The following is a 14266-nucleotide window of genomic DNA, read 5'->3' on the forward strand; positions in this document are numbered from 1 at the left end:
CTTTTTTTCATTTTGATATCTGGTTATACTTTAGTTCCGTCTTCTCTATATTCCACATCCATGTTTTTGCCTTTTTGTTTGAATTCGATATCGTAGAATTCGCCTTTAGTAGCGCTCATTACATGCTCAGCTTCAGTGATTACTCGTTCTGGATACTCTCTTTCTATAGCTTCTTGAATTGCGACAGGAATTTCAGAATCTTTGATGGAGTTTTCTGTTTCTACCCATGTTCCATCAGGATTAAAATCAGCACGGTACTTTTCTCCATCTTTTTTAAAATGAGCTTCCCAATAGCCATGAGAATCTAGTTCAAAATCGGGATCATTTTCGTCTGGATATTTTGCTTTAAAAGCTGATTGTACAGCCTCAGGAACTTCTTCAGGTTTTTCTTGACAACTAGCGTTAATAGATACAAATAGAAAAGATAAAATTATTAATGTAAGTCTCATAAAATTAGTTTTATACAATTTACAAAGGATCCAAACCAGGTTTCCTTAAAACTATAATAACAAATGTTATGAAGTGTTAAATCACTTTTCTTTTCTACTATTTATGAAATAGACTCCAGTAAGCATAATCGCAGCGGCTATTATAGATTGTATGGTAATCACTTCGTTTAAAAAATACCATCCTAGTAGTAATGCGATTATAGGATTAACGTAAGATGATGTGGCTACTTTCTCAGTACTTACAACTTTAAGTAAATAATTAAATCCAGTAAATGCAGCTATACTACCAAAGAGTATCAAACAAACCATTGAAATTTGAGTAGGCAATAACCATTCATCGGGTAATGTCCACGATTCACCAAAACTAATACTTGCAATAGCTAGAATAATCCCAGCACTCAACATTTGATAACCTGTAGCAATGAAGAAATTTGTCGGTGTATCTGCCTTTGCAACAAATAAACTTCCTGCGCTCCAGCTTACAATACAGGTCATGATCATAATGATTCCTATCCAGCTATCTTCTTGTAATTGCAACTCTTTTTGACTTACTAATAAATACATTCCCAAAAGTCCGAGCAACACTCCTATAATAGATTTCAATTTTAATGATTTACGCTGCGCAAACCTCATCATGAGTAATAAAACTAGTGGTTGTAGTGACGCTAACAGTGAACCAAAACCACTATCAACATATTTTAGTGCCCATACAAACATACCATTGGCATAAGCTAGAAATAGAAATCCTGCTAGAATAGAATTGAGAAGTTGCTTTCTTGAGATTCTTAAACTTTTTCCCCTTGCAATCGCAATGGCAAAAATGATAAAACTAGCTGTCGTAAAACGCATGGCACCTAGTGAGAAAGGCGATAATTCAGTTACTGCAATTTTATTCCACAAATATGTAGAACCCCAAAATACATAGACTGCAAAAAATGATAAAACTATTAATACTGGTTTCTTTTCCATTACCAGCTTATAGGTCTGTAATCTTTTAAGAATTTACCACACCAGTGTTTACCAGTATTAATTCCATCAAATAATGGATCTAATACACGTGCTGCACCATCAACTATATCGAGTGGTGGCTGGAAATCATGTAATTCTTGTTTGCGCTTGGAAAGCTCTGCTGGATCTTCATCTGTTACCCATCCAGTATCTACTGCATTCATGTAAATTCCATCCTTTGCAAGTGTTCCTGCTGCAGTATGAGTCAACATATTTAAAGCAGCTTTGGCCATATTAGTATGTGGATGGCGATCTTCTTTAAAGAATGTATGGAATTTACCTTCCATCGCGCTCACGTTAATGATATGCTTTTTACCAGTATTCTCCTTTTGCATAAGTTCTGTAAGACGATTACAAAGAACAAAAGGTGCGACAGAATTTACTAACTGAACCTCAATCATCTCAGTAGTTTCTATCTCACCGAGTTTTAATCTCCAGCTATTGGTCTTTCTTAAATCAACTTGCTGTAAATCGGCATCGAGTTGTCCTTCTGGGAACACTTCTGGAGCGCTGAGTGCTTTATCAAAACTATAAGGAATTTGAGATAATTGAGCACTTGCTCTTAATCCTATTCCAGGTTCTGGTCCATGCCATGTAACCGGCATATTTTTATTTGAGGATGCCGCTGGAGATAATGCTTTTATCTCTGCAAGACATTCTTGATGATCTTTAAGTAATTCTTGAGCAAACGGCGGTAACTCATTGTATTCTAGATTCTCATTAGGCATTAAATGCGCATAAAATCCAGATGGTCTGCGCACTGTTTGAGCGGCATTATTAATAAGAATATCTAGTTTCTCGTAGCGTTGCTCTATAAAATTACAGAAGATTTCAACACTAGGAATGTGTCTTAAATCAAGGCCGTGAATTTTAAGATTGTGAGCCCAATCGTTATAATCTGGCTCTTTTGAGAAACGTATCGCACTGTCTGCTGGAAAACGTGTGGTTGCAATCACTGTAGCTCCACCACGTAATAACATCAATGAAATATGATATCCTATTTTTAAACGCGAACCTGTTATTAGCGCCACTTGTCCTTTAACATCGGCAGTTTGAAAACGCTTTGCATAATTGAAATCACCACAATCTGTACACATCTGATCGTAGAAATGATGCAGTTTAGTAAACAGAGTTTTACAAACGTAGCAGTTCCTAGGAGTACTTAATTCTCCTGGATCTTTTTGTTCCAGCTGTTGTTGTAATAGAATTTGTGGAGCTACAAATACACTAGCTTCTCGAGCGCTACGTATTCCTGTTTCTTTACGAGCATGCTTGTCTGCGGTTGCTCTCTTTCTTTTAGCAGCTTTTACAGCGTCCTTTTTACGACGTTTATATTCTTCACGGCTAGGTCTAGAAAGTAATCCAGCTTGTTTAATAAGCTCGATACGTCGTTCCATAGGAATCTCAAAAATCTCATCAGTCTCTGTATTTAACCTGTTGAGAATATCGATGCATTGCTCGATTTCTTCAGGCGATAAAGGCTGTTGAGATGATTTAGACTCTTCCATGATTTTACTGCTTCAACAAAATTAAGCAGTTTAAGACTGCTCTACGTCTTTCTTAGATTTTCTATAAAGAAAACTTGAACAGATATTACGTTTTGCAAACCTGTATCTATTGTCAGCATTGACAAGTTTTTTAAACATTTTCACATCTACTCCAAAGTACTCATAAGTAGTACCATCAGTAAATGTTATTTCAAGTACACGTCCTTTATGGTCAAAGTCTTCTATACCTGTGTTAGTAATAGTCTCTGTATAAGCTTCAAGATTTGCTTCCTTAGTTTCAGGTGCAATACTTACTAAGAAATGGTAACCGTCGATGATCTCGCGGCTCATTACCTCAGCTTCTTCTTTCTTATCATCACCATCCTGAAATTTATCAGGATGCCATTCTTTTACAAGATTTCTGTAACTTTTCTTAAGTTCTTTAAGGTCAATGTTTTTCTCAACACTGAACATCTTCTTGTACTGATTAATACGCTTCATGTACTGCTTTTTTTATAGCGTGCAAAAGTAGGCTATATATATCGTTCTCTAATTCAAAATAGAATATTATTAGGTTAAGTTTTGTAGAGTTTAAAATTGCCAAAGTGTTGTATTGATATTTCAATCTGTAATCATTTAAGTTTCCATTCCCCAACCCTAAAGGGTGCGGAAACTATAAAGCATTTAATTGCGATCTAGAAATCTTACCCTTTAGGGCTAGGGAAAAGATTTCGGTAGTGTAATTTACAAACATCAAAAAAAATTATTTAGCTAGTTTACGCAATGCCACCCATTGTTTCAACATCTCACGAGCTTCAGTAGCTGGATAACCTAGTACGGTTTGACCAGCTTTTACATTATTTAAAACACCACTTCCTGCTCCTACAGTTGCCCCAGATTCAATAGTCGTGTGATCTTTTATGGATGCGCTTCCACCTATAATAACTCCATCACCTAGAGTCACAGATCCTGCAAGTCCACTGTGACCAGCCATAATACAGCTTCTTCCCATCACACAATTGTGAGCTATTTGAACAAGGTTATCAATTTTACAACCGTCACCAATTATAGTCGAGTTAAATTTTGCTCTATCTATACAGGAATTGGCTCCTATTTCTACTCCATTACCGATTACCACATTTCCTATATGCGGAATTTTAACCAGTCCACGACCATCGTCTGCTGGTCGGTAACCGAATCCGTCTGCGCCTATACTTACATTATTATGAAAAATACATTGTGCACCTATTTGAGAACGTTCTCTAATCACCGTTCCAGACCACGCCACTGTTTGTGGACCTATAGTCGTATCATCAAATACACTAACATTATGATATAGTACAACTCCATCACCTAAAGTTACATTTTTACCTACATAACAATGAGCACCTATTTGAACACCTTTTCCAATTGTTGCGGTTTCATGAACAACAGCCGTAGGATGAATATCTGTCTCAAAAACTGGTGTAGGTGGCAAGAACGCCTCGAGCATATTTGCCATAGCTAGATCGGCATTTTTTACTTGAATGAGAACTCGATTATCGCCTGGCTCAAGATCTATATTATCATTTACAATCGCTACAGCAGCATTAGAATCTGCCCATAGTTTTGCGTATTTACGATTACCAATAAAGGTCAAATCACTCGCGCTGGCTTTAGTTATTTCTTCTATTCCAGTAATTTCTTGAGTAGTTTCTCCTAGCATGGTTCCTTGAAGAACATCGCAAATTTGTTGGGCAGTAAATGAATTCATGAGTCGTATTCTTGTTGAGATGGTAAAGCTACACTTTAGAAGTGGTTTAGAAAAATGCTGGTTAGAAACAATGAGTTCAAGACTTATTACAAAGAGATGCTGAAATAAACCTATCTATCGGCATGCAGGTTCAGCGTGACGAGATTTATTAATTATAACAATAAACCTCACAGATTTTGATAATCTATGAGGTTTGGTGAAGTAATGTGTTATTTAAATTACGCTTTCGCGAAAGCGGAATACTACAACGTATCCATATCTATAACAAAACGATATTTTACATCGCTGTCCTGAACACGTTGAAATGCCGTGTTGATATCCTGCATGTCAATCATCTCAACGTCTGAGGTGATGTTATGTTCACCACAGAAATCTAACATTTCTTGAGTTTCTTTAATACCACCAATGAGTGATCCTGCTAGTCTTTTTCTTCTCAAAATAAGATTTGCTCCATGAACATTTTCCAGAGGTTCAATCGCTCCTACCAGACACATGGTGCAGTCTCTTTTTAACAAAGCTAGGTATGGATTCACATCGTGAGAAACTGGAATGGTATTTAAAATAAAATCAAAAGAGTCTTTGTGCTCCTTCATTTCATCATCGTTTTTTGAGATAATTACATGATCAGCTCCTAGACGTTTAGCGTCTTTGGCTTTTTCAGAACTGGTTGTAATCATTACAGTTTCTGCGCCCATAGCAGCTGCAAACTTAATTCCCATGTGACCTAAACCACCTAAGCCTACGACTCCTACCTTATCACCTTTCTTAACGTTCCAATGTTTTAATGGAGAATAAGTTGTGATTCCTGCACATAATAATGGTGCTACTGCTTGCGTATCAAGATTAGTTGGAATTTTTAAAACAAATTCATCACGTACCACAATAGATTTTGAGTAACCACCTAAAGTGTGTCCACCTAGATGTTTATCCTTACTATTATAAGTGCTCGTAGAACCGTTCTCACACCACATTTCTTGATCTTCTTCACAAGCACTGCAAGTCTGGCAAGAATCTACCATACAACCTACTCCTACTAGATCACCTACTTTATACTTAGAAACATCGCTTCCTACTGCGGTAACTTCTCCTATAATCTCATGTCCTGGAACGATAGGATATTTTGCATTTCCCCAATCATTTAATTTTGCGTGGATATCACTATGGCAAACTCCACAATATTTGATGTCTATTGCAACATCATTATCGAGTAAGTCACGACGATTAATATTTATTTCTTTTAATGGCGCATCTTTATCTTGCGCTGCATAAGCTTTTACTTCTTTCATAGTCATTTTTTCTAATTACAAAGGTGATTAAAGATATTCAAACTTTGTACTATAGAAATCATAATGTACTGTTGTATAAAGCAAATTACTTAGTAATACTTTAAGTTATTCACCAATTGCAAATAGTATCTTTGTGCTCTAATTCTAGAGTCATGAAAAGATTATTAATTATTCCAATTATAGTTCTACTTACTTCTTGTAATTCAGGTGTGTCAGTTTATAACGATGAACCTAGTGATGTAAAAGAGCGATTTGAAACTCTTGAAGACATTCATCTTTCCCAAGAATTTAAAGATTATTGGTATGGTGGAAAAGCAGAGATTTCTAGTTACGAACTCTCACAATCTCGTTATGGTGAGATGCGTGACGGAAAAGCAGTTCTCATTTTTGTTACTGAACCATTTGATACTATAGACGAAGTCAAAGCAGATAATCCCGACGAGATGAGTCGTCCTGTGATGAAACTAAATGCTACTCGTGATTTTAACACAGGTATTTATCCTTACTCCATAATGAGTAGTACCTTTTTCCCTTTAGATAAAAAGGATAATGCTCTTAAAATCTCTTCAAGTATTCAAGAATGGTGCGGTCACACGTTCATGCAGTTTAATCAAGATGAAAATGTCTATGACGTGGATTTATATTCTTACTTCCAGTCTGAAGGTGAAGATTATTTTGAAGTAGAAAACGTGATGACTGAAAATCAAATTCCAGTTCAATTAAGATTAAACCCTACTGAAATGCCTACTGGAGCAATGAAAGTCATACCTAGTGCTGAGTATTTGAGATTGAAGCATGTGGAAACTAAACCTTATGAAGTAACTGCTTCTCTTAGAGAAATAGAAGATGGCTATTTATACAGTATGCGTTATACAGAACTCGATCGCATGATTGCTTTTAAGGTCCAAAAAGAATTTCCTCATAAAATCCTAGCATGGATGGATCGTTACACTGATGGCGGCAAACCTGCTGTTTCCACAGGAACGTTAATTAAGACCATTAATACTCCATACTGGTCACAGAATGGCAATGAACATGAAGTATTAAGAGATAGTTTACAATTATGATGGATCTATTAAGCCGTACCGAAGTGATTTTTACAATCATTATATTGGTCGTAGCATTTACCATGCACCGATTTGTGATATGGAGTGCCGCAAAACTTTCCAAAGATTTAAATCGCTCTAAATTAAGACGACAGTACATTAATAGATATGTAGGTTATCTACTGTGGACACTTGCTACTATTACTATCATATTTGTTTGGGGAATTTCTAAAGATTGGTTTTGGACTACACTTTCCTCTACGTTTGCTGTTATAGGTGTTGCCTTGTTTGCAAACTGGAGTATTCTTAGTAACCTTACTTCTAGCTTTATATTATATTTTGCTTTTCCATTTAAAATTGGAGATCGAATCAGGATACATGATAAGGATTTACCCGTTACGGCGGTTATAGAAGATATAAAAGGATTTTACACAGTCCTGAAAACTAACGACGGCGAGATCATTACTTATCCCAACAACCTACTCATGCAAAAAGGAGTTAGTATTTTAGGTAATAAGAAGGAATCTGTTTTTGACATCGTACATGAAGACGCTGATCCTACGGCGAGGTAAAATCAATTTTTATAATGGATTACTTTATAAACATAGCCGGCACATTAGTTATTGGTGCTGCTCTAGCTTACATCTTTTATTGGAATTTCTTAAAAGTTGATGGAATTCCTGATTCAAAAGAAATTATTGAAGAGTTTGATTTAAGTATAGAGCAAAATGAATTTGTGAACTATTTAGAAAATGTTTTGGTTGCAGATGAAGTCATTAATAAAAGTGTAATTGTAAGCTTTAATGCCTTCTATGTTCAGTATGCCGTATTTTCAAAAACAAATGATTCTTCAGGGTATATTTATTGTGAGGCACTTAGTGAAGATTTTGAATATTTGAAGCAAACAGATATCAAACCCAATTTCAACCTGTTATTAAAAAATGGATTTGAGAAGCATCAAGATATTCAATCAAATTACTTTAAAGATTATAACTGTCAAGACAAAACCCAAGTAGACGGAATCATTGAAGAACTCCTTAATATTATGGAGAAAGTTTATTGTATTCCTAGAAATAATAAAACGATTGCCGAAGTAAGAATGTTTTAAATCTTCTAAACAAAAATCCCATTTTCAATATTACTAATCACAGCCTGCGCAGCCGCTTTACCATTTAGCATCGCTGCATTTAAAGAACCATTGCTTAACTGGTCTCCAGCTAGAAAGATATTTTGAGTTAACTGTGTTTCAGTAGGTGTCATCGCGTATTGAACACTTTCAAAAGTAGGAAGTGCTTTTTTAATTTCCATGCTCTTAATCAAATCACCAGCTTTAATATGAGCTTGTTCTTCTAGTTCTTGGCGCACACGTTCCTCAAGTTTTTTGTCAGTTAACTGATGTTTTGCTACTACACTCACACTGATTACTTTAGCGTGGTTCTCAAACACGTCATTCAGGAAATGAAAATTATTACTTAAACAGTTTTCTCCAGCTATTAATCCTATAATAGGTTGGTCAAATCCGTGCTCGTCGGTATCAAAATAGAGTATTTGAACACTATGCCACTGCTTTTCAATTTGCGGTAAATTAGGAATTAAACCTTCGGCTGGTGTAGCGATTATGGTATAATCACTCTGTATGGTTTCTCCATTTGATAAATGAATCGTGTCTCCTACTACTTCCTGCACTGAGGTGTTCAATTTAATCTGACCATGTAATTGAGCAGCCATTTGTTGAGGAATCGCTTGAATTCCAGCTGCTGGAATCGTCGCGTTTCCTATACTGAACATTTTAAAGACAAATTCAAACATGCGACTGCTCGTTTGCAATTCGGTCTCAAGAAAAATCCCTGTATAAAAAGGCTTGAAAAATCGTTGAATCATCTTTTCAGAAAATCCATAATCTTGTAAATACTGTAAGGTCGTTATCTCTGGAGTGTTGAATATATCTGTGAGGCTTTTTTCTTTAAGCTTTCGCGAAAGCGTAAACACCTTCCATTTATCTCCTAAACTACCTATTCCAGCTATTAATGTCTTCCATGCAAATTTAAAATCACGTTGCGCATCACCTATCTCATGCTTCTTACCATCTATAAATACAACTGACGCAGGACTAAAAGTCGTTAAGTTCAATGCTTCCAGATTTAAAAACTCCTGTGCCGCAGGATAAGCGTCCAGCAACACTTGAAAACCATGATCCAGCTTCAATCCGTCTTGCAAAGTAGTCTTCACACGACCACCTACAGAACTTGATTGTTCTAATAGTTGAGTTTTGTAACCAGCATTTTTAAGAGTAATTGCGGCAGCAAGTCCACTTACTCCAGCACCTATAATTGTAATTTGAGATTGCTCCTTATTCATAACGGCAAATTTAACCTAGACTTTGTAAAAAGAAAGGATTTAATTAATGCTTAACATTTTTAATACTTACAAAAATTACCTTTATAAAAATGTATAGCATGACCATTCAAGAATCTCCAGAAGACATCAATTTTACCGCAGAACTTACTTCTACTACAACATCATATTATGAGACATTTATTGAGTTCTTACCACGATTAGGACTAGGCCTTGCGATTATAATTTTAGGCGTGCTCATCGCTGGTGTTATAGGACGATTTGCCACAGCTCGTGTAAAGTCAAGGACTAATGATCCACTGATGAGTAGATTTCTAGGAAGAGCCATAAGGTTTATATTAATCATCATATTTATTATGCTGGCCTTGCGTGCAGCAGGTTTAGGCGATATAAGTGCTGGAATACTGGCAACTGCTGGAGCAAGTGCGGTAGTATTAGGTTTTGCATTTAAAGATATAGGACAAAATTTCATCGCTGGTATTATCCTAAGCTTCAACAGACCATTTAACGTGAATGATACTGTAGAAATAGGAGATAATTTTGGTAAAATAAAAACACTTGAGTTTAGATATACGAAGCTTAAAACATTTGATGGTAAAGATGTGTATATACCAAATAGTGATGTAATTACATTACCTGTAACTAACTATACTGAGGATGGATTCTATCGCTGGAACTTTACCGTCGGTGTAGATTATGAAGATGATATCAACCTTGCTAAGGATTGCATTATGGAGGCGCTAAATTCAGATCCTAAAGTAGTAAGTGATGAAGAACACGTGAATTATGTCATTGAAGATGAACTGGCTACGAGTACGGTGAATCTTAAAGTATTCTTTTGGGTAGATACTTTTGATTTTGGAAGAATTGCAAATACCACACGTGGTCGAGTGATAGGAAATGTAAAACGTGCTCTCATGGAAAAAGGATTCTATCTTCCAGCAGATATTCAAGAAATTAAATTGTATGGTCGAGATTCTGAATTACCTTTGTCACTAGCCGATAAAAGAGTTAAAAAAGATGCTTAAATTTTTCAAATACCTCGCTATAGCTGAAGGTTACTCATTTCTTCTCATCCTTTTTATTACCATGCCACTAAAATATATGGGCGGACTAGGAATGCCTAATAAGATCATAGGAATGGCACACGGTGTATTATTCCTTTCTTATGTTGTGGTTGCGATTATCGTTTCACAACTTCTTAAATGGAATTTTAAAAAACTCCTCATAGTGTTGACTATGTCTATCGTTCCTTTTGGAACATTCTGGATGGAGCGTGAGTACTTAGAAGATGAAATAGCTACTGCTTAAAAGCCTTTCTTTTTCATACGATCAGACTGATACTCAACTTGGGTTTTCCCGTGTGGTAATGGTTTTCCATCTTCGCCTAGGTTTACTAAAATGATATTCTCAATCGTAATAATGGTTTCATAAGTCATTTTATTACGCACTTCACATTTCAAGTCTATTGAAGAATTCCCAAATTTATTAACCTCAAGTCCTATTTCTACAATATCACCAGGTTTTGCACTGGCTCTAAAGTTGATCTCACTCATATATTTAGTCACCACTTTTTGGTTTTCGATTTGAATAATCGCATACAGCGCTGCCTCTTCATCAATCCATTCCAGTAATCGTCCACCAAACAAAGTGCCATTTGGGTTTAAATCCTCAGGCTTGATCCATTTTCTAGTGTGGAAATTCATGTGCTTATTTTTTTTATAAAAGTAGTTAGATAAAATATCATTTTAGCTAACATCCCTCTAAATTTCCTTTTACAGGAAGACTTTTTAAATAGAATGTAAGATCTTATTATTCTACAACAGCTCCTTCCTTTGAAGGAAGGTTGGGATGGATGTAATCACGATTAATTTATATATCTAACAATTCATATACGATTTCAAGTTCAAGTCGTTAAGTCGGTCTTCGAGTGCCTCAGACCTCGCAGCGTTTGAGCGAGCATTGAGGTGGTTGCTGAGCTTGTCGAAGTGCTCTCGAAATGCAACATATTAATTTAATTTACACGTACCTTTGCCACAATGAAACACATTACGAGTCCGCATAACGCAACAATCAGGCATGCAGAGCAATTGCAGCGCAAGAGTAAAGTACGCAAGAAGGAAGGTCTTTTTCTTGTGGAAGGACAACGCGAAATCATGCTTTGTGATCGCGGTGGTTTTGAATTACAACATCTTCTGGTATGCGGTCCTATCCTACTCGATTCTCAAGATTTTCAAGCAAGCGACGTGTATGAAAAGATTGGTATCGCAAGCAATCCCGAAATTATCTCTGTAACTCAGGATGTTTATGAAAAACTAGCTTACAGAACTGGTACGGAAGGTGTTATCGCTTTCGCGAAAGCGAAATCAAACAGTCTCAAAGATTTAAAACTTACAGAAAATCCATTAATCTTAATAGCAGAATCTCCTGAGAAACCAGGGAATCTAGGTGCCATACTAAGAACTGCCGACGCTGCAAAAGTCGATGCGGTCATCATTGCAAATCCAGTGGCAGATTTATTCAATCCTAACGTGGTGCGTTCCAGCGTAGGATGTGTTTTTACGGTTCCTACAGCGACTGGAACTACAACCGAAGTCATCGAGTTCTTAAAATCTAATGATATCAATTTATATGCTGCAACCTTGCAATCCAGCAAGCGATATGATGCCATCGATTACACTGCGGCAAGTGCCATTGCTTTAGGAACAGAAGCTACCGGATTAACTCAAGAAATGCGCGATGCTGCGACTCAAAATATCATCATTCCCATGAGTGGTGCAATTGATTCTATGAACCTTTCTGTGAGTGCTGCAATATTGATATTTGAAGCTAAGAGACAGCGCGATTTCAAATAGGTAAAGCCTCATTATTCTAGTACATTTGTGAAAAATTATAAATGGACGCCACTACGCTATTCTATATCATTATAGGGATTCTAGTATTTGATTTTGTACTCGACCAGTTTTTAGGCTATCTCAACTATACTTGGTATTTTAAAGATGTCCCTGCAGCATTACAAGATGTTTATGATGCTGAGGAATATGCCAAATCACAAGAATATAAAAAGACCAATTATAGATTCAGCTTACTGAGTGGCACGATTTCATTTATTGCTATTTTAATCTTTTTATCCTTGGATGGTTTTGCGGTTATAGACAATTGGGCGAGATCCATAGTTGATCATGAAATTCTCGTAGGATTATTGTTCTTCACCGTTATCGCCGCTGCTGGAGAGATTATTTCGCTGCCGTTTTCTTATTACTCGACTTTTGTTATTGAAGAGAAATTTGGCTTTAATAAAACCACTCTAAAGACGTTTGTACTCGATAAAATCAAAGGTTGGCTTCTTACCGCTATACTCGGTGGTGGAATCCTATCGCTCGTCATCGTTTGTTACAATTGGGCTGGAGCAAATTTCTGGTGGTATGTATGGATATTGATATTTGCGATTTCATTATTAATGAATATGTTTTATGCGCGATGGTTTGTGCCGCTTTTCAATAAACAAACTCCGCTAGAAGAAGGTTCGCTTAAAGCTGCTATTGCGAGCTATGCGCAAGGCGTAGGATTCCAACTGGACAAAATCTTTGTCATAGACGGCAGCAAGCGATCCACTAAGGCCAATGCTTATTTCAGCGGTTTCGGTAGTGAGAAACGAGTTACTCTTTATGATACCCTAGTTTCTAAACTAACCGAAGAAGAAATCGTTGCCGTACTCGCTCATGAGGTAGGACATTATAAAAGAAAACATATCATTTATAACCTCATTGCCAGTACTATAACGACAGGATTTACGCTTTGGCTGTTTTCTATATTTGTAGATAGCGCTATGCTGTCTGAAGCATTAGGAGTAACCATTCCTTCATTTCATGTTGGGTTAGTCGCTTTTGGATTGCTTTACTCACCTATTTCTACGGTAACAGGAATTTTGATGAGTTCGCTTTCGCGAAAATTTGAATACGAAGCCGATGCATATGCTCGAGATACCTATGAAGGTGAACCATTAATAAATGCACTTAAAAAACTTAATAAAACCAGTCTGAGTAATCTAACACCACATCCAGCTTATGTGTTTTTTAATTACTCACATCCTACATTGTATCAACGAATGATGGCGATGAGGAGTGTTTAATGTGGTAATTTGTTAATGTGACAATTTGTTAATGTGTTAATGGGTGAATGAATTAAGTATAAGTTTAAGTTTAGCTTTAAATTTAATTCAAGTTCAAAATCTTATTTTTGCACTAAACCTATAATCAAATGCTCATACTAGGAATAGCTGGTGGAACTGGAAGTGGAAAAACCACTGTTGTGGATCAAATGGTACATACCTATCCAGATCATGATGTAAATGTGATTTCGCAAGACTCTTACTATAAAGACACGAGCGATTTGAGCTATGAGGAACGTGTAAAAATCAACTTTGATCATCCTAGCAGTATTGATTTTGAGTTGCTTGAAAAACATTTGCTAGAACTCAAAGAAGGAAAAACCATAGATCAACCGGTTTATTCTTTTGTAGAACATAATCGTACTGGAGAAGTTGTGAAAACAGCACCTTCTAAAGTTGTTATCGTAGAAGGAATTTTAATCCTTACTCAACCTAGAATCAGAGAGTTATTTGATATTAAAGTTTATATAGACTGTGATAGTGATGAGCGATTGATACGTCGTTTAAAAAGAGATATCTCAGATCGTGGACGTGACCTTCAAGAAGTGTTAGAACGTTACCAGAATACATTAAAACCTATGCACCAGCAGTTCATTGAACCTACTAAGGCATATGCAGACGTTATTATTCCTACCAATCGTTTTAATACCGTAGGTGTTCAAATTTTAAGAGGTATAATAGACCAGCGCCTCGCAGAATTTTCTTAAATTT

16 protein-coding genes are annotated in these 14266 nt (G+C 36.2%); 8 read left to right on the plus strand and 8 right to left on the minus strand.

What is annotated here, in order from left to right; translation table 11 throughout:
* Positions 1–23 precede the first annotated feature (23 nt).
* From ACSHWW_RS12830 to ACSHWW_RS12855, 6 genes are all read right to left on the minus strand, one after another.
* Positions 24–449: a PepSY-like domain-containing protein gene (locus tag ACSHWW_RS12830; RefSeq protein ID WP_435682862.1), complete on the minus strand. Its 426-nt coding sequence runs from the start codon at positions 447–449 to the stop codon at positions 24–26.
* Between the two features lie 81 nt (positions 450–530).
* Entirely contained in the window at positions 531–1418 is an 888-nt protein-coding gene (locus ACSHWW_RS12835; protein WP_435682863.1) for a DMT family transporter, read from the minus strand.
* Complete coding sequence (locus ACSHWW_RS12840) at positions 1418–2965, minus strand: SDR family NAD(P)-dependent oxidoreductase (protein ID WP_435682864.1); 1548 nt, start codon at positions 2963–2965, stop codon at positions 1418–1420. Before ACSHWW_RS12840 ends, ACSHWW_RS12835 begins: the two co-directional genes overlap by 1 nt.
* 30 nt (positions 2966–2995) lie before the next feature.
* On the minus strand, positions 2996–3445 hold the full coding sequence (locus ACSHWW_RS12845; protein WP_435682865.1) for a KTSC domain-containing protein: 450 nt from the start codon (positions 3443–3445) through the stop codon (positions 2996–2998).
* Positions 3446–3707: 262 nt separating this feature from the next.
* A complete protein-coding gene (lpxD, locus tag ACSHWW_RS12850) occupies positions 3708–4697 on the minus strand; it encodes a UDP-3-O-(3-hydroxymyristoyl)glucosamine N-acyltransferase (RefSeq protein ID WP_435682866.1) in 990 nt (329 codons plus the stop codon).
* 242 nt (positions 4698–4939) lie between these two features.
* Positions 4940–5983: an NAD(P)-dependent alcohol dehydrogenase gene (locus tag ACSHWW_RS12855; protein WP_435682867.1), complete on the minus strand. Its 1044-nt coding sequence runs from the start codon at positions 5981–5983 to the stop codon at positions 4940–4942.
* A gap of 152 nt (positions 5984–6135) precedes the next feature.
* Between ACSHWW_RS12855 and ACSHWW_RS12860 the strand changes: the two genes are divergently transcribed.
* From ACSHWW_RS12860 to ACSHWW_RS12870, 3 genes are read left to right on the plus strand one after another with little or no spacing between them, the layout of a single operon-like run.
* Positions 6136–7050, plus strand: a complete 915-nt coding sequence (locus ACSHWW_RS12860) for a septum formation inhibitor Maf (RefSeq protein ID WP_435682868.1) — start codon at positions 6136–6138, stop codon at positions 7048–7050.
* Positions 7047–7601: a mechanosensitive ion channel domain-containing protein gene (locus ACSHWW_RS12865; protein ID WP_435682869.1), complete on the plus strand. Its 555-nt coding sequence runs from the start codon at positions 7047–7049 to the stop codon at positions 7599–7601. The genes ACSHWW_RS12860 and ACSHWW_RS12865 overlap by 4 nt, the downstream gene beginning before the upstream one ends.
* A gap of 14 nt (positions 7602–7615) precedes the next feature.
* Positions 7616–8137: a hypothetical protein gene (locus tag ACSHWW_RS12870; RefSeq protein ID WP_435682870.1), complete on the plus strand. Its 522-nt coding sequence runs from the start codon at positions 7616–7618 to the stop codon at positions 8135–8137.
* Between the two features lie 5 nt (positions 8138–8142).
* Here the strand turns inward: ACSHWW_RS12870 and ACSHWW_RS12875 are convergent, their stop codons facing one another.
* Entirely contained in the window at positions 8143–9387 is a 1245-nt protein-coding gene (locus ACSHWW_RS12875) for an NAD(P)/FAD-dependent oxidoreductase (protein WP_435682871.1), read from the minus strand.
* Positions 9388–9485: 98 nt separating this feature from the next.
* On the opposite strand from ACSHWW_RS12875, the gene ACSHWW_RS12880 reads away from it, so the two are divergent.
* Both ACSHWW_RS12880 and ACSHWW_RS12885 read left to right on the plus strand, forming a co-directional pair.
* A complete protein-coding gene (locus ACSHWW_RS12880) occupies positions 9486–10412 on the plus strand; it encodes a mechanosensitive ion channel family protein (protein WP_435682872.1) in 927 nt (308 codons plus the stop codon).
* The gene (locus tag ACSHWW_RS12885; protein ID WP_435682873.1) at positions 10405–10695 is read left to right on the plus strand and encodes a DUF3817 domain-containing protein; all 291 of its coding nucleotides are present in this window, start codon (positions 10405–10407) and stop codon (positions 10693–10695) included. Before ACSHWW_RS12880 ends, ACSHWW_RS12885 begins: the two co-directional genes overlap by 8 nt.
* On the opposite strand, the gene ACSHWW_RS12890 is transcribed toward ACSHWW_RS12885, so the two are convergent.
* Complete coding sequence (locus tag ACSHWW_RS12890; RefSeq protein ID WP_435682874.1) at positions 10692–11090, minus strand: acyl-CoA thioesterase; 399 nt, start codon at positions 11088–11090, stop codon at positions 10692–10694. The two genes, ACSHWW_RS12885 and ACSHWW_RS12890, sit on opposite strands and share 4 nt — an antisense overlap.
* Positions 11091–11423: 333 nt before the next feature.
* Here ACSHWW_RS12890 and ACSHWW_RS12895 point away from each other — a divergent pair, with 333 nt between their 5' ends.
* From ACSHWW_RS12895 to udk, 3 genes are all read left to right on the plus strand, one after another.
* Positions 11424–12239 carry a TrmH family RNA methyltransferase gene (locus tag ACSHWW_RS12895; protein WP_435682875.1) on the plus strand — a complete coding sequence of 272 codons (816 nt, stop codon included), beginning with the start codon at positions 11424–11426 and terminating at the stop codon, positions 12237–12239.
* 41 nt (positions 12240–12280) lie between these two features.
* On the plus strand, positions 12281–13516 hold the full coding sequence (locus ACSHWW_RS12900) for a M48 family metallopeptidase (RefSeq protein WP_435682876.1): 1236 nt from the start codon (positions 12281–12283) through the stop codon (positions 13514–13516).
* Positions 13517–13644: 128 nt separating this feature from the next.
* A complete protein-coding gene (udk, locus tag ACSHWW_RS12905) occupies positions 13645–14262 on the plus strand; it encodes a uridine kinase (RefSeq protein ID WP_435682877.1) in 618 nt (205 codons plus the stop codon).
* Positions 14263–14266: the final 4 nt, after the last annotated feature.

The organism is Nonlabens sp., from assembly GCF_051251825.1.
GTDB lineage: Bacteria > Bacteroidota > Bacteroidia > Flavobacteriales > Flavobacteriaceae > Nonlabens.

Coding starts and splice junctions, on each gene's coding strand:
- ACSHWW_RS12830 (WP_435682862.1), bottom strand. CDS start 449: ATGAGACTTACATTAATAATTTTATCTTTTCTATTTGTATCTATTAAC.
- ACSHWW_RS12835 (WP_435682863.1), bottom strand. CDS start 1,418: ATGGAAAAGAAACCAGTATTAATAGTTTTATCATTTTTTGCAGTCTAT.
- ACSHWW_RS12840 (WP_435682864.1), bottom strand. CDS start 2,965: ATGGAAGAGTCTAAATCATCTCAACAGCCTTTATCGCCTGAAGAAATC.
- ACSHWW_RS12845 (WP_435682865.1), bottom strand. CDS start 3,445: ATGAAGCGTATTAATCAGTACAAGAAGATGTTCAGTGTTGAGAAAAAC.
- lpxD (WP_435682866.1), bottom strand. CDS start 4,697: ATGAATTCATTTACTGCCCAACAAATTTGCGATGTTCTTCAAGGAACC.
- ACSHWW_RS12855 (WP_435682867.1), bottom strand. CDS start 5,983: ATGAAAGAAGTAAAAGCTTATGCAGCGCAAGATAAAGATGCGCCATTA.
- ACSHWW_RS12860 (WP_435682868.1), top strand. CDS start 6,136: ATGAAAAGATTATTAATTATTCCAATTATAGTTCTACTTACTTCTTGT.
- ACSHWW_RS12865 (WP_435682869.1), top strand. CDS start 7,047: ATGATGGATCTATTAAGCCGTACCGAAGTGATTTTTACAATCATTATA.
- ACSHWW_RS12870 (WP_435682870.1), top strand. CDS start 7,616: ATGGATTACTTTATAAACATAGCCGGCACATTAGTTATTGGTGCTGCT.
- ACSHWW_RS12875 (WP_435682871.1), bottom strand. CDS start 9,387: ATGAATAAGGAGCAATCTCAAATTACAATTATAGGTGCTGGAGTAAGT.
- ACSHWW_RS12880 (WP_435682872.1), top strand. CDS start 9,486: ATGACCATTCAAGAATCTCCAGAAGACATCAATTTTACCGCAGAACTT.
- ACSHWW_RS12885 (WP_435682873.1), top strand. CDS start 10,405: ATGCTTAAATTTTTCAAATACCTCGCTATAGCTGAAGGTTACTCATTT.
- ACSHWW_RS12890 (WP_435682874.1), bottom strand. CDS start 11,090: ATGAATTTCCACACTAGAAAATGGATCAAGCCTGAGGATTTAAACCCA.
- ACSHWW_RS12895 (WP_435682875.1), top strand. CDS start 11,424: ATGAAACACATTACGAGTCCGCATAACGCAACAATCAGGCATGCAGAG.
- ACSHWW_RS12900 (WP_435682876.1), top strand. CDS start 12,281: ATGGACGCCACTACGCTATTCTATATCATTATAGGGATTCTAGTATTT.
- udk (WP_435682877.1), top strand. CDS start 13,645: ATGCTCATACTAGGAATAGCTGGTGGAACTGGAAGTGGAAAAACCACT.